Genomic DNA, 14,963 nt, shown 5'->3' with positions numbered 1-14,963 from the left:
CTCTCGGGCTGATGAGAGCGGCACCCCTCGCCGTGCTCGCGGGTGCGACGTCGTGCCGGTCGCCTCAGACGTCGTCGGTGGCCAGGGCGGCCTCGACCTTCACGTCCGCGGTACGGGCGTCCGTGGCGCGGGAGTCCCCGGTGCGGGCGTCCTCGACCGGGGCGTCCTGCGTGCCGGGCTGCGCCGGGCCGTGGCCGTGCGCCGGCGGCGCGCTGCGGCGCAGGAGGAACGACAGGCCGACGGCGACCAGCATGACCGCCGTGCCCCAGACGAACGCGTCGCCGACGCCCTCCGCCAGCGCCACCCGGGGCGACGCGCCCGCCTCGCCGTAGGCGATCGAGCGCGACGTCATGACCGCGACGAACATCGCGGTCCCGGCGGCGCCCGCGAGCTGCTGCACCGTGCCGATCGACGCGGAGCCGTGCGAGTACTGGTGCGGCTCGAGCGACGAGAGCGCGGACGTGAACAGCGGCGTGAACATGAACGCGAGGCCCAGGCTCAGCGTGACGTGCAGCGCCAGGACGAACCACGGCGACGAGTTCGCGTGGATCGTCGTGAAGGCCGCGAGGGCCACCGCGACGACGCTCACGCCCGGGATGACGAGTGGACGCGGGCCCACCCGGTCGTAGAGCCGGCCGACGGTCGGGCCGAGCAGACCCATGAGGAGCCCGCCCGGGAGCACGATGAGCCCGGTCGCGAGCGGCTCGAGGCCCATCGCGTCCTGGAGGAACAGCGGCAGGAGGATGAGCGAGCCGAACATCGCGACCATGCCGACGGCCATGATGCCGAGCGGCACGCTGAACCCGCGGTGCGTGAACACGCGCAGGTCGAGCAGGGCGCGGTCCTCGCGCTGGAGGACGATCTGCCGCCACGCGAACGCGGCGAGCGCGAGGACGCCGAGAGCGAGCGGCACGGCCGGCGGGACGACGGGCGTGTGGCGCGCGGCCTCCCCGATGCTCGAGAGCCCGTAGACGAGCCCGCCGAACGCGAACGCCGCGAGGACGAGGGAGAACGGGTCGAGGCGCGAGTGCGTACGGTCTGCGACGTCCCGGATGTACAGGAAGCCGAGGAGGAGCGCGACGAGGCCGATGGGCAGCACGATGCCGAAGACCCACCGCCAGCTCAGGGAGTTGAGGATGAGACCCGAGAGCGACGGACCGAGCGCGGGCGCGGCGGCCATGACGATCGAGATGTTGCCCATGACCTTGCCGCGGATGGCCGGCGGCACGAGCGTCATGATCGTCGTCATGAGCAGCGGCATCATGATGGCCGTGCCCGACGCCTGGACGACGCGCCCGACGAGCAGCCACGCGAAGCCGGGGGAGAGCGCGGCGAGCAGCGTGCCCGCGCTGAACAGCGACATCGCGAGCAGGTAGGCACCGCGCGTCCCGAGCCGCTGGAGCAGGAACCCGGTCGCCGGGATGACGACGGCCATGGTCAGCATGAACGCCGTCGTGAGCCACTGGCCGGTGCTCGCGGTGATCCCGAGGTCCGCCATGAGCGGCGCGAGCGCCACGCTCATCGTCGTCTCGTTGAGGATCACGACGAACGCCGAGCCGAGCAGCAGCGCGATGACGAGGAAGTCCGCCCGGGGGAGGCGGTCGACGGCGGCCGAGGTGTCGTGGGTGGGGGAGGCTGTCACGGTGTGTCTCCGCTCGCGTCGGTGGCGGCCCGGGCGCAGGGTCGGACCCGGTCGGGGGGCAGGGTGCGCTGCAGGGCAGCGCGACGGTCGCGTGCGGGGGCACGCGACGACGGTGTCGGTTCGGTCGGCGGGGTCACGAGCAGGGTGACGCGACCCGGGACGGCCCGCGCGGCGCTCGCCGCGAGATCCGTACCCTGTACGACCATTCACCATCCTGCGTTATTCCCGCCGACGGTGACGACCTCTTTTCCGCCCCGGACTCATCGGTACGCCGAGGGCAGAAGGCGGCCCGCGCGCGTCGCGCAGGCGGTCGAGCGGAGGGCCGCGTCAGGCGGGCGACGTGCGGGGGGAGGCCCCGGCGTCGGGCACGAGGGCGTCGCCCGGCTCGGACGGCGTGCGCGCGCCCCGCGTCCACAGGACCAGGGCGGCGACGCAGTACGCCACCGCCAGCACGGCGAACACGCCGCGCGACCAGCCCGTGTCCGGGAGGGTGAAGGCCGCGAGGGCCGCCGCGCCCACGAACGCCGCGTTGTAGAGCACGTCGTAGAACGCGAACGCGCGACCGCGGAACTCGTCGTCCGTGTCGCGCTGGACGATCGTGTCCACCGCGATCTTCGTGCCCTGGGCGGCCAGGCCCAGCAGCGTCGCGCCCGTGAACACCACCGCGCGCGACGGCGTCGTGACGAGCAGCAGCTGGCTCGCGGCCGCGAGCAGCAGCATGATCGCGATCCACACCTGCGGGCCGGTGCGGCGCGACAGGAACGGGGTGATGACCGCCGCAGCGGCACCTCCCACGCCCGTGAGCCCCACGACGAGCCCGAATGTCACGAAGCCCGCGTCCTGGTCGCCGGGGCTCAGGAGGTTGCGCGCGATGAGGATCGACGCGATGAACACCACGCCGTAGAGGAAGCGGTGCGTCGCCATCGCGAGCAGCGCCTGCCCCGGCGTTCGTCGCGCGACGAGGTACCGGGCGCCGTCGGCCAGACCGCGTGCGACTCGCGCGATCTCCGAGCGGATCGCGGACTCCGCCGGGCGCTCCGGGCCGAGCTGCGTGCGCCCGAGGCGCAGCGCCAGGAGCGACGCGACGCCGAACACGAGCGCCGCGCACACGAGCGCCGACGAGTCCTTGACCCGGCCCGGCTCGAACGCCAGCCCGAGCACCACGCCGATCCCGCCCCCGACGAACGCCGCACCCGCGCCGAGCGTCGGCGTGAGGGAGTTCGCCGTGAGGAGCAGCGGGCCGTCGACGACCCGCGGCAGGCCCGCCGAGAGCCCGGCGAGGAGGAAGCGGTTCACGGACAGCGCGGCCAGGCCCAGCGCGTAGATCCAGCCGCTCACCCCGCCCGTCAGCATGAGCACCGCCATGCCGAGCGTGATGACGACGCGCACCGCGTTGCCCCACGCGAGGACCTGACGCCGCTGCCAGCGGTCGAGGAACACCCCGGCGAACGGGCCGACGATCGTGAACGGCGCGAGCATCACCGCGAACGCGCCCGCGATGGCCGCCGCCGTGCCCTGCGACTCGGGGGAGAAGAACAGGAGCGACGCCAGGCCGACCTGGAACATGCCGTCCCCGGCCTGCGACACGAGCCGGACGGCGAACAGCTTGCGGAAGCCGTCCAGACGCAGCAGCGCCCGCAGCTCGGAGATCACACCCACGCGGTCACCCTACGTTCGTCGTCGTGCGGTCGGACATGCGGTTGTCCCCCGTGGGGCGTCGCGCGGCGGATCGGGGGCCGACGGCGCGGGTCGGGGGCCGACGGCGCGGGTCGCCCTGGGTGGTCGGGCGGGGAGGCGCGCCGCGTCTACCATCCGCCGCTCGTCCCTCGCGGCTCCCGCCAGACCCGCCACGACGCGGCGCGCCTCCCCGCCCTCCCGGTGCCGTCTCACCTCGAGCGTGCCCGCGGCCGACGGCGAACCCGGCCGAGCGAGGTAGAGCCCTGGTCCTCCTGCCGGACGACCAGGGCTCTACCTCGGCGGAGCGCTCAGCTTTCAGGGCTCCAGGTCAGCGCTCGACTCTTCGGTCGCGCTGGTCCTGCGCTCCGCTACGGCCGGGAGCCCGGCGAAAAGCGTGCCGGGCTCTCGACCTTCGCTGCACTCCGGATCAGCGCTCGACGTCTCCGGTCGCGCTGACCTTGCGCTCCGTGACGGGCGAGCGCCTCGTACCTCGGCCCTCACCCTCCACTGCGCTCCAGGTCAGCGCTCGACCTCACCGGCGATGAAGGCCTCGAGCTGCGCACGGCCCTTCGTGTCCTCCATCTGGACCGGCGGGGACTTCATGAAGTACGTCGAGGCCGAGAGGATCGGGCCGCCGACGCCGCGGTCCTTGGCGATCTTCGCGGCGCGGACGGCGTCGATGATGATGCCGGCGGAGTTGGGGGAGTCCCACACCTCGAGCTTGTACTCCAGGTTCAGCGGGACCTCACCGAACGCGCGGCCCTCGAGGCGCACGTACGCCCACTTGCGGTCGTCGAGCCACGCGACGTAGTCCGACGGGCCGATGTGGACGTTGCGGTCCTCCTTCTTGCCGCCGAGCGGGCCCTCGAGGTTCGAGGTCACGGCCTGCGTCTTGGAGATCTTCTTGGACTCCAGGCGCTCGCGCTCGAGCATGTTCTTGAAGTCCATGTTGCCGCCGACGTTGAGCTGGTACGTGCGGTCCAGCACGACGCCGCGGTCCTCGAAGAGCTTCGCGAGCACGCGGTGCGTGATCGTCGCGCCGACCTGCGACTTGATGTCGTCGCCGACGATCGGGACGCCGGCCTCCTCGAACTTCGCGGCCCACTCCGGGTCGGACGCGATGAAGACGGGCAGCGCGTTGACGAACGCCACGCCGGCGTCGATCGCGGCCTGCGCGTAGAACTTCGCGGCCTGCTCCGAGCCCACGGGGAGGTAGCAGACGAGCACGTCGACCTGCGCCTCGCGCAGCGCGGCGACGACGTCGACCGGCTCCGCGTCCGACTCCTCGATCGTCTGCGCGTAGTACTTGCCGACGCCGTCGAGGGTCGGGCCGCGCTGGACGGTCACGCCGAGCGGCGGCACGTCGGCGATCTTGATCGTGTTGTTCTCGGAGGCGTTGATGGCCTCGGAGAGGTCGAAGCCGACCTTCTTCGCGTCGACGTCGAACGCCGCCACGAACTCCAGGCTCGACACGTGGTAGTCGCCGAACTGGACGTGCATGAGGCCCGGGACGGTGCTGCTCGGGTCGGCGTCACGGTAGAAGTGCACGCCCTGGACGAGGGACGATGCGCAGTTGCCTACGCCGACGATGGCGACGCGGATGGAGGTCATCCTCGCTCCTTGGTGTTCGTTGTTCCAGGGTCCTCGGGACGCCTCGCGCCGTCGGGCTCCTGCTCGGATGGTTCCGCAGGATGCGGGGTGCTGCTGGACCGCGCGCGGGCGGCGCCCCGGGCGTGCCCGGAGCTCCTGTCGCGCTCGGTGGTGATGAGACCGTCGAGCCAGCGCACCTCGCGCTCGACCTGCTCGAGTCCGTGGCGTTGCAGCTCGAGCGTGTACTCGTCGAGCCGCTCGCGCGTGCGAGCCGCGGACTCCCTGACCGCCTCCAGCCTCTCGGTGAGCCGGGTGCGCCGGCCCTCGAGGATGCGGATGCGGGTCTCGGCGTCGGTCTGCGCGAAGAACGCGAACCGGACGTCGAAGCTCTCGTCCTCCCACGCCGCCGGCCCGGAGGAGGCCAGGACGGTCTGGAGGTGCTCCTTGCCCTCGGCTGTCAGCTCGTAGACGATCCGCGCGCGCTTGCCCGAGAGGGCGGGCGCGAGGGTCGACTGCGCGGCCGACTGCTCCGTGCCGGTGATGAGCCCGCGGGCCACCAACGACTTGAGGGCGGGGTACAGCGAGCCGTAGGACAGCACGCGGAAGGAGCCGAGCATGATGTTGAGCCGCTTGCGCAGCTCGTACCCGTGCAGCGGCGCCTCCTTGAGGAGCCCCAGGATCGCGGTCTCGAGCACAGGCGTCTTGCTCCGCACGATCCCACCTCCTGACGCTCCTCGGCGTGCCCCGGAGGGACCCGCTGGGATCGTGGTCGACCCCGATGTATCGACTCGATACATCGACAGGTTAGGTCGTCCCGATGTGTCGTGCAATCCTGACCGGACTGTGACACGCGTCGCCGGGCATGTGAAGAACCCGCGGAGGCGGCGGGACGCCCGGGCGAATCAATGGCGGACGATCCCGCTCACGGTGCGCTGAACCCTTGTCGGGACAGGGGGACGCCCTATTGTTCAGGGTGGTCCGGCGTGCGCCGACCTCGTGCCCGACGGCGGCCCGCCCCCGAGGCGGGGCCCGTCCCGTCGGTCAGGTGGTCTCCGCACGGCGGCCCACGGGCGGGCCCGCGGTCGACGCGGGCCGGCTCCTCGATGCCCCCCAGAGGAAGGTAGACCGTGGCGCGATCCACGAGGACGAACGGACGGACGACCCCGCGCGGGCGCCGTCGGTTCTTCAACTACCCACGCTCGCACGTCAAGGGCGTCCGCCGCTGGCTGCCGTCGTGGCGCGTGGTCGTCGGGACCATGCTGACGGGCATCGCGCTCGTCGCGGGCGTCGCCGTCGCCGCGTGGTACACGACCGACGTGCCGACGAAGCTGCCCAGCGTCGGCGCCCAGACGTCGACCGTCTACTGGGGCGACGGCACCACCGAGATGGGCAAGTACGCGGTCGAGGACCGCGAGATCGTCGACTACGCGACGCTGCCGGAGTACGTCGGCAACGCGGTCGTCGCGTCCGAGGACCGCACGTTCTGGACGAACTCCGGCGTCGACGTCAAGGGCATCGCGCGCGCCTTCTACAACAACATCAAGGGTGGCGGCCGTCAGGGCGCGTCCACGCTGACGCAGCAGTACGTCGAGCGGTACTACACGAACACCGTGACCGACTACGCGGGCAAGGCGCGCGAGGCGATCCTCGCCGTCAAGATCACCCAGAAGCAGGACAAGCCCGAGATCCTCGGCAACTACCTCAACACCATCTACTTCGGTCGTGGCGCCTACGGCATCCAGGCGGCCGCCAAGAAGTACTACGGCGTGAACGCCGCCGACCTCACGGTGTCGCAGGCCGCGATGATCGCCGGCATCATCCCCAGCCCCACCAACTGGGACCCGGCCGTCAACCACGCCCAGGCCGAGGAGCGGTGGAAGCGGACGCTGCGGAACATGGAGGAGGACGGCCACATCACCGCCGAGGAGCACCAGGCGGCGGTGGACGCGGGCTTCCCCGAGGCGCAGGAGTACGTGAAGTCCCAGAAGTACGAGGGTCCCACCGGCTACCTCCTCGCCATGGTGGAGAAGGAGCTCGCCGGCGAGGGGATCGGCATCAGCGAGGACGCCCTCACGAGCAAGGGCTACAAGGTCACGACGACGATCGACCCGGCCATGCAGCAGGCCGCCGTCGCGACGGCGGACTCGCTCCCCCAGGAGGGCCGCGACGAGAACCCGGTCTCCCCGAACCTCCGGACCGCGATCGTCTCCGTCGACCCGAACGACGGGTCGATCCGCGCCCTCTACGGCGGCAAGAACTTCCTCGAGAACCAGTACAACAGCGCGACCCCCGGTGCGGCGCAGGGCGGCTCGACGTTCAAGCCGTTCACGCTCATCGCGGGCCTGGAGAACGGGCACACGCTCGACGAGCGCTTCGACGGCAACTCGCCCAAGACCTTCCCCGGCGCCAACAATGGCGAGGACTGGAAGGTCCGCAACTTCGGCGACCACGACTGGGGGAACGTCGACCTCACCGAGGCGACCGCGCAGTCGGTGAACACCGCGTACGCGGAGCTCAACCTCGAGGTCGGGCCGGAGAAGACCGCGGACGTCGCGGCTCGCCTGGGCATCAAGGCCGACGTCGGGGTGAACCTGGCGAACGTGCTCGGTGACGCGACGGTGACGCCGCTCGAGCTGACCAACGCGTACGCGACCATCGCGGCTCAGGGCATGAAGGCGACGCCGCACATCGTGGCCTCCGTGACCGACTCCCGCGGCAACCTCGTCTACGAGGCGCCGGGGGCCGACAAGCGGACGCAGGAGTTCGACCCCGAGGTGATGGCAGCGGCGACGTACGCGCTCTCCCAGGTCGTCGAGACGGGGTCGGGCAAGCCCGCGCAGGCGATCGGTCGTCCCGCGGCGGGCAAGACGGGTACGTCGACGGACAACAAGTCCGCGTGGTTCGCCGGCTTCACCCCCGGTCTCGCGACGGTCGTGGGTCTCTACCAGTCCGGCCCCAACGGCGAGCAGGAGCAGATCACGCCGTTCGGCAAGTGGGTCGACAGCGAGATCACCGGTGGGTCGTGGCCGGTCGAGGCCTGGACGTCGTACATGCAGACCGCCGCGGCGAACCTGCCGGCTGGCGAGTTCCCGGACTACACCCCGCCCAAGCCGAAGCCGACGGAGACGCCCACCGAGACCCCGACGGAGACCCCGACCGAGGAGCCGACGCCGGAGGAGACGGAGGAGCCGCAGCAGCCGGAGAACGTGGCCGTGCCGTCCGTCGTCGGCATGGAGGCCCGCGCCGCGCGCGCCCAGATCGAGGCCGCCGGCCTCAAGGTGCGGATCACCGAGGAGTTCTCCGACCAGCAGCCGCGGGGCTACGTCATCAGCCAGTCCTCGATGGACCAGGTGCCGCCGGGGTCGACCATCGCGCTCGTGGTCTCCAAGGGGACCGACCCGGGCCAGCAACCGCCGCCGGAGACGCCGGATCCGGAGGATCCGGACCCGTCGCCCACCGAGACCGGGAACCCGGGTGGTGGAGGCAACCCCGGCGGGGGCAACGGCAACGTCGGCGGCATCATCCCGGGCCGGGGCTGACCTGCCCGTCGGCCGCAGATTTCCGGGCGCCCGCGCCGAGCGGGTACCCTGGGGAGCTGCCGTCCGCCCGTCGGACGGTAGCAGCATGAAGCATGAACCCTCCTGTCACGGAGAGACCGTGACCGCGAAGACCAGAGGAGGTGGGTTATCCGCATGCGTCAGTACGAACTGATGATCATCCTCGACCCCGAGATCGAGGAGCGCACCGTCGCCCCGTCGCTCGACAAGTACCTGTCGGTCATCAAGACCGACGGCGGCTCCGTCGACAAGGTGGACATCTGGGGTCGTCGCCGCCTGGCGTACGACATCAACAAGAAGTCCGAGGGCATCTACGCGGTCGTCGACTTCACGTCGACCTCCGACACCGCCAAGGAGCTGGACCGTCAGCTCGGCCTCAACGAGGCCGTCCTGCGGACCAAGATCCTGCGCACGGACGCTCGCTGATCCTCCCCGCTTCCCCCGTCCGACCGTCCTGCACCGGACGCTGCACGCCGTAGCGCGTGTGGGCGCCGCGTGGTGGGATGAGCGACGCGAGAACGTTACGAGCGAGGCGCACGGCGCCGTCGACGACACAGACGACACACGAAGGAGCTGGCCATGGCAGGTGACACCGTCATCACGGTGATCGGGAACCTCACGGGAGACCCGGAGCTGCGTTTCACCCCCTCGGGTGCGGCGGTGGCCAACTTCACGGTGGCGTCCACGCCGCGGACCTTCGACCGCCAGTCGAACGAGTGGAAGGACGGGGACACCCTGTTCATGCGCTGCTCGATCTGGCGCGAGGCCGCGGAGAACGTCGCGGAGTCGCTGACGAAGGGCATGCGCGTCATCGTGCAGGGCCGCCTCGTCCAGCGCTCGTACGAGACCCGCGAGGGGGAGAAGCGCACCGTCGTCGAGCTGCAGGTGGACGAGATCGGTCCCTCCCTGCGCTACGCCTCTGCCAAGGTCACCCGCGCTCAGCGCTCGGGTGGCGGTGGCGGCGGCTTCGGCGGCGGTGGCGGCTACGGAGGTGGCGCCAACTCCGGCGGCGGATTCAGCTCCGGCGGCGGTCAGCAGCAGAGCGACGACCCGTGGGCCACGGCTGGTCCCGCGTCGTCCGGTGGCTCGTTCTCCGACGAGCCCCCGTTCTGATCGTCCGCCACTCCCAGAACACACACCCGTCCCCGCGGGTGCCGCGCCGCTCGTCGGCGCAGTCCGCACGCGGGGATCGCACCTTGTAGAGGAGCAACACCATGGCGAAGCCTGTGGTGCGCAAGCCCAAGAAGAAGTCCAACCCGCTGAAGTCGGCCAAGATCGAGTCGGTCGACTACAAGGACACCGCGCTGCTGCGCAAGTTCATCTCCGACCGCGGCAAGATCCGCGCGCGTCGCGTGACCGGCGTCTCCGTCCAGGAGCAGCGCCAGATCGCCCGTGCGGTGAAGAACGCGCGCGAGATGGCGCTGCTGCCGTACACGTCGACGGCTCGCTGAGCGGGAAGGGAGAGAACTCATGGCCAAGCTGATCCTGACCCACGAGGTCACCGGTCTCGGTGAGCCCGGCGACGTCGTCGAGGTGAAGGACGGGTACGCCCGTAACTTCCTCGTCCCGCGCAAGCTCGCCACGCCGTGGTCCAAGGGCGCCGAGTCGCAGGTGACTGCGATCCGCAAGGCGCGCAAGGCCCGCGAGATCGCGTCGCTCGACGACGCGAAGGCGATCCGCGACTCGCTGCAGGCGAAGCCGGTCGTCGTCGAGGCGAAGGCCGGCGCTGCCGGTCGCCTCTTCGGCGCCGTCACGACGGCGGACATCGCGTCCGCCGTGACGGCCGCCGGTGCGTCGGTCGACAAGCGCAAGATCGAGATCGGTCAGCCGATCAAGGCGACGGGGGACTACACGGTCTCCGTCCGCCTCCACCCGGAGGTCTCCGCGACCCTCGCGGTGAAGGTCGTCGCTGCCTGATCTGCTGCTGAGCAGTCCACGAAGGCCCGGCCCCTCCTCCGAGGGGCCGGGCCTTCGTCGCGTCCGGCCCAGTCGCCGGCTGCGCGCGTCGAGCCCTCAGGCGGTGCCGGTGACCATCCAGGCGCTCCCGCGCGCACGGAGCCCGGTGGTGACGGCGCGTGCCGCCATGAAGACCCCCGCGAAGGCGAGCCAGAGCCACGCGAGGCCCGCCGCGCCGTCGGGCGCCCAGTGCCGGACGGCGAGCGCGAACGGCGCGTAGACCACGAGCGTGAGCATGCCCGCCCAGGCGAGGAAGCGGCCGTCCCCGGCGCCGATGAGGACGCCGTCGAGCACGAACACCCAACCCGCCATCGGCAGGAGGACGCCGCACACCGCCATGCCGACGGCGACGGCGGTGCGCACCTCGGGGTCGGACGTGAAGAGGAGCGCGAACCACCAGCCGCCCGCGGCCATGACGACGCCCAGCCCGGCCCCGGCGGCCACTCCCCACTGGAGGGTGCGGCGCAGGACGGCGCGGACGCGGGGGACGTCGTCGGCCCCGAGCCCGTGCCCGACGAGCGCCTGCGCCGCGATGGCGAGCGCGTCGAGAGCGAAGGCCGCGAGACCCCAGACGGAGTTCACGACCTGGTAGCCCGCGAGCGTGACCTCCCCGAGCCCGGTCGCGACGAACACGGTGAGGAGGATCGCGAGGCGGAGCGAGAGCGTGCGGACGAAGAGCGGAGCGCCGGCGCGCGCGTTGGCCCAGATCCCGCCCGCGGCGGGCCGCAGCGACGCGCCGTGCCGCCGGGCGCCGCGCACCACGACCACGACGAGTACCGCGCCCATGGTGAGTTGGGCGACGGCCGTCCCGATGCCGGACCCGGCGATCCCGAGCCCTGCCCCGTAGACGAGGACGACGTTGAGGACCGCGTTGAAGGTCGCGCCGCCCGCGGCGACCCACAGGGGCGTCCGGGTGTCCTGCATGCCGCGCAGCACGCCGGTGGACGCGAGGACGAGGAGCATCCCGGGGAGTCCGAGCGCGGACCAGCGGAGGTACACCACGGCGTGCTCGGCGACCTCACCCGTGCCGCCCATCGCGCCGACGGCCCACGGTGCCGTCGTCCACAGGACGGCCGCGAGGAGCGCACCCAGCCCGACGGCGAGCCAGAGGCCGTCGATCCCGGACTGGAGCGCCTCCCGCGTGTGGCCGGCGCCGATGCGGCGCGCGACGGCGGCCGTGGTCGCGTAGGCGAGGAAGACGCACAGGCCGACGAGGGTCACGAGGAGGGTCGACGCGAGGGAGAGGCCTGCGAGCTGCGCGGTGCCGAGGTGGCCGACGACGGCGCTGTCGACGAGCACGAACAGCGGCTCGGCCACGAGCGCGCCGAGCGCGGGGACGGCGAGGGCCAGGATCTCGCGGTCGAGCCGGGACCGTGCGCGGCGACCTGTGGACGACGTACCGGGGCCGGACGGCGGCCCGATGTCGTCGGGGTGGCCGGACGGTGTCCGGCGTGTCGTCGGCGTGTCGCCCGACTTTCTTTCTTCCACACCCCTGAGGGTAGTGATGAGGCTGGTCAGAGGCCGCTCACGGCGATGTACACAGGAAGATCGTGAGGTTGTCCACACCGTTTTCCACCGGGTGTGCACAGTGTGGGGGACTGTGTCCACAGGAACGGGGGTCCCTGTCCACCGGGCGTGCACAGGGCCGTTTGCAGGGCGTCCGGTGGCGATCTAGTGTCGCGGGGTCGTGCCTGTCGGAGGCGGGGGGCGCGGCCACCGGGACAGTCGTGTGGGTGGCCCGCGGTAGAACACGTGTACGACGAAGAGTGGTCCCGGTCGTGCGGTCCCGCAAGGGCCGTTCCAGTCCCGGGGGAGCGAGGGGCGCATGTCGATCGAGGAGCTCGAGGAGAGCTACGGGGGACCGGGGCCGTCGGGGTTCGACCGGACGCCGCCCCAGGACGTCGCCGCCGAGATGAGCGTGCTCGGCGGCATGCTGCTGTCGAAGGACGCCATCGCAGACGTCATCGAGCAGATCCGCGGCTCCGACTTCTACCGTCCGGCGCACGAGATCGTCTACGAGTCGATCATCGACCTCTACGGTCGCGGCGAGCCCGCCGACGCCATCACCGTCGTCGCGGAGCTGACCAAGCGCGGCGAGCTCCAGCGCATCGGCGGCGCGCCCTACATCCACGACCTGATGGCCGGCGTGCCGACCGCCGCCAACGCCGGGTACTACGCGCGCATCGTCCGCGAGCGTGCGGTCCTGCGCCGCCTCGTCGAGGCGGGCACGCGCATCGTGCAGCTCGGCTACGCGACCGACGGCGGCGACGTCGACGAGATCGTCAACAACGCCCAGGCCGAGGTCTACGCCGTGACGGAGCGGCGCACGACGGAGGACTACCTCCCCCTCGCCGAGATCCTCGGGCCCACGTTCGACGAGATCGAGGCCGCCCAGGGGCGCGGCGAGGGCATGACCGGCGTCCCTACCGGGTACTCCGACTTCGACCGGCTCACCAACGGCCTGCACCCCGGCCAGATGATCGTCGTCGCGGCGCGCCCGGCCATTGGAAAATCCGTCTTAGGAATCAATGTTGCGACGCACGCCGCGGTGCACCACCAGATGGCGGCCGTCATCTTCTCCCTGGAGATGAGCCGCAACGAGATCACGATGCGTCTGCTCGCCGCCGAGGCGAAGGTGCCGCTCACGCGGATGCGCTCCGGGAAGATGGACGAGCAGGACTGGCAGAAGCTCGCCTCGACGATGGGCAAGGTCGCCGAGGCGCCGCTGTTCATCGACGACTCGCCGAACATGTCGCTCATGGAGATCCGGGCCAAGTGCCGTCGGCTCAAGCAGCGGCACGACCTCAAGCTCGTCGTCATCGACTACCTCCAGCTCATGAGCTCCGGCAAGCGCGTCGAGTCGCGCCAGCAGGAGGTCTCGGAGTTCTCGCGTGCGCTCAAGCTGCTCGCGAAGGAACTCGAGGTTCCTGTCATCGCGATCTCGCAGCTGAACCGTGGTCCGGAACAGCGTGGCGACAAGAAGCCGCAGATGAGTGACCTTCGTGAGTCGGGCTGCCTCACCGAGGACACGAAGATCCTGCGCGCGGACACCGGCGCGGAGACCACTCTCGGTGAGCTGTTCGCGCTCAACGCCAAGGACGTGCCCGTGTGGGCGCTCAACGACCGGCTCCAGTACGTGCGCCGTCACCTCACCCACGTGTTCCCCACCGGAGTGAAGCCGGTGTTCAGGATGCGCCTCGCGTCGGGCAAGGAGATCGAGGCGACGGCGAACCACCCGTTCCTCACCTACGACGGCTGGACGGCGCTCGGGGACCTGGAGGTGGGCTCGCGCATCGGTGTACCGCGCCACGTACCGGGGCCGGAGCGGAACCTGGAGTGGGACGACCGCAAGGTCGTCATGCTCGCGCACCTCCTCGGTGACGGGTCGTTCGTGAAGCGCCAGCCGATCCGCTACGCCTCGATCGATGAGCGGAACCTCGCGACCGTCTCCGAGGCCGCAGGCGCTTTCGGCATCACCCCGATCCGCGACGAGTATGCCGCCGCAAGGGTCACGACCCTGCGCCTCCCGGCGCCCTACCGTCTCGCTCGGGGTCGCCGGAACCCCATCGCCGAGTGGCTCGACGACCTGGGCCTGTTCGGGGCGCGCAGCCACGAGAAGTTCATCCCGACGAGCGTCTTCCACCTGCCCAAGCGTCAGATCGCGCTCTTCATCAAGCACATCTGGGCCACGGACGGCTCGGTGACGATCAACAAGAACGGGCGCAGCGGTCGGATCTACTACGCCTCGACGTCCCGTGAGGTCGTCGACGGGCTGTCGCGCCTCCTGCTCCGCTTCGGCATCTCGACGCGCGTGCGCACGGCGACACCCAAGGGGTCGTACCGCCCCGGGTACACGCTCGACGTGAGCGGGGTGGATGACCAGCGCCGCTTCCTCCAGGAGATCGGCGTGCACGGCGACCGCGGCGATGTCGCCGAGAAGCTGCTGACGATCATCCGCGAGACGCGGGCCAACACGAACGTCGACACCGTCCCGCGCCGGGTCTGGGACGACGTCCGCGAGATCCTCGTCGAGCGCGGCATGACGCACCGCGAGCTCGCGGCAGCGATCGGCACCGAGTTCTGCGGCAGCGCGCTGTGGAAGAACTCCCCGTCGAGGCACCGCCTCGGCAAGATCGCGGCTGTGCTCGAGAGCGAGGAGCTGGAGATCATGGCCGTCAACGACCTCCTGTGGGACGAGGTCGTCTCGATCGAGCCGATGGGGGAGAAGCAGGTCTACGACGCCACAGTCCTCGACGGGCACAACTTCGTCGCGAACGGCATCGCGGCACACAACAGCATCGAGCAGGACGCCGACGTCGTGATCCTCTTGCACCGCGAAGACGCCTATGAAAAAGAATCGCCCCGAGCGGGCGAGGCGGACCTGATCGTCGCCAAGCACAGAAATGGTCCGACCGACACGATCACCGTCGCGTTCCAGGGTCATTACCAACGCTTCGCGGATATGCAGATGTAGGGAACGCCCGGCAGTCGTCGCTGTCGACTTGCCACCTCCTTTCTCTGTGTCACGTCCATCGTGCACA

The 14,963-nt window shown here is 70.9% G+C and carries 11 protein-coding genes; 6 read left to right on the top strand and 5 right to left on the bottom strand.

Features of this window, described 5'->3' with window-relative positions:
* Nucleotides 1-64: 64 nt before the first annotated feature.
* The 4 genes from ACPCUX_RS07065 to ACPCUX_RS07050 form a co-directional block, all read right to left on the bottom strand.
* Complete coding sequence (locus ACPCUX_RS07065; protein ID WP_423388443.1) at nucleotides 65-1,642, bottom strand: MDR family MFS transporter; 1,578 nt, start codon at nucleotides 1,640-1,642, stop codon at nucleotides 65-67.
* Nucleotides 1,643-1,969: 327 nt separating this feature from the next.
* Nucleotides 1,970-3,301 (bottom strand): MFS transporter, encoded by a 1,332-nt coding sequence (locus tag ACPCUX_RS07060; protein ID WP_423388442.1) that lies wholly within the window; start codon nucleotides 3,299-3,301, stop codon nucleotides 1,970-1,972.
* A gap of 537 nt (nucleotides 3,302-3,838) precedes the next feature.
* Nucleotides 3,839-4,930 (bottom strand): inositol-3-phosphate synthase, encoded by a 1,092-nt coding sequence (locus ACPCUX_RS07055; protein ID WP_021482832.1) that lies wholly within the window; start codon nucleotides 4,928-4,930, stop codon nucleotides 3,839-3,841.
* Nucleotides 4,927-5,622: a PadR family transcriptional regulator gene (locus ACPCUX_RS07050; protein ID WP_021482833.1), complete on the bottom strand. Its 696-nt coding sequence runs from the start codon at nucleotides 5,620-5,622 to the stop codon at nucleotides 4,927-4,929. The genes ACPCUX_RS07055 and ACPCUX_RS07050 overlap by 4 nt, the downstream gene beginning before the upstream one ends.
* Nucleotides 5,623-6,036: 414 nt before the next feature.
* Here ACPCUX_RS07050 and ACPCUX_RS07045 point away from each other — a divergent pair, with 414 nt between their 5' ends.
* From ACPCUX_RS07045 to rplI, 5 genes are all read left to right on the top strand, one after another.
* Nucleotides 6,037-8,448, top strand: a complete 2,412-nt coding sequence (locus tag ACPCUX_RS07045) for a transglycosylase domain-containing protein (RefSeq protein ID WP_423388441.1) — start codon at nucleotides 6,037-6,039, stop codon at nucleotides 8,446-8,448.
* Between the two features lie 153 nt (nucleotides 8,449-8,601).
* Nucleotides 8,602-8,892 carry a 30S ribosomal protein S6 gene (rpsF, locus tag ACPCUX_RS07040; protein WP_170982187.1) on the top strand — a complete coding sequence of 97 codons (291 nt, stop codon included), beginning with the start codon at nucleotides 8,602-8,604 and terminating at the stop codon, nucleotides 8,890-8,892.
* A 153-nt stretch (nucleotides 8,893-9,045) separates the two neighbouring features.
* Nucleotides 9,046-9,579: a single-stranded DNA-binding protein gene (locus tag ACPCUX_RS07035; RefSeq protein ID WP_423388440.1), complete on the top strand. Its 534-nt coding sequence runs from the start codon at nucleotides 9,046-9,048 to the stop codon at nucleotides 9,577-9,579.
* A gap of 101 nt (nucleotides 9,580-9,680) precedes the next feature.
* The gene (rpsR, locus tag ACPCUX_RS07030; protein WP_021481584.1) at nucleotides 9,681-9,917 is read left to right on the top strand and encodes a 30S ribosomal protein S18; all 237 of its coding nucleotides are present in this window, start codon (nucleotides 9,681-9,683) and stop codon (nucleotides 9,915-9,917) included.
* A gap of 19 nt (nucleotides 9,918-9,936) precedes the next feature.
* Nucleotides 9,937-10,383, top strand: a complete 447-nt coding sequence (rplI, locus tag ACPCUX_RS07025) for a 50S ribosomal protein L9 (RefSeq protein ID WP_021481585.1) — start codon at nucleotides 9,937-9,939, stop codon at nucleotides 10,381-10,383.
* Between the two features lie 96 nt (nucleotides 10,384-10,479).
* Here the strand turns inward: rplI and ACPCUX_RS07020 are convergent, their stop codons facing one another.
* Nucleotides 10,480-11,844 (bottom strand): MATE family efflux transporter, encoded by a 1,365-nt coding sequence (locus ACPCUX_RS07020; RefSeq protein WP_415298942.1) that lies wholly within the window; start codon nucleotides 11,842-11,844, stop codon nucleotides 10,480-10,482.
* A gap of 403 nt (nucleotides 11,845-12,247) precedes the next feature.
* Here ACPCUX_RS07020 and ACPCUX_RS07015 point away from each other — a divergent pair, with 403 nt between their 5' ends.
* On the top strand, nucleotides 12,248-14,896 hold the full coding sequence (locus tag ACPCUX_RS07015) for a replicative DNA helicase (protein ID WP_423388439.1): 2,649 nt from the start codon (nucleotides 12,248-12,250) through the stop codon (nucleotides 14,894-14,896).
* Nucleotides 14,897-14,963 lie beyond the last annotated feature (67 nt).

Source organism: Cellulosimicrobium sp. AB352, assembly GCF_049538415.1.
Lineage (GTDB): Bacteria > Actinomycetota > Actinomycetes > Actinomycetales > Cellulomonadaceae > Cellulosimicrobium > Cellulosimicrobium funkei.
This window is presented reverse-complemented; position numbering and strand designations above follow the sequence as displayed.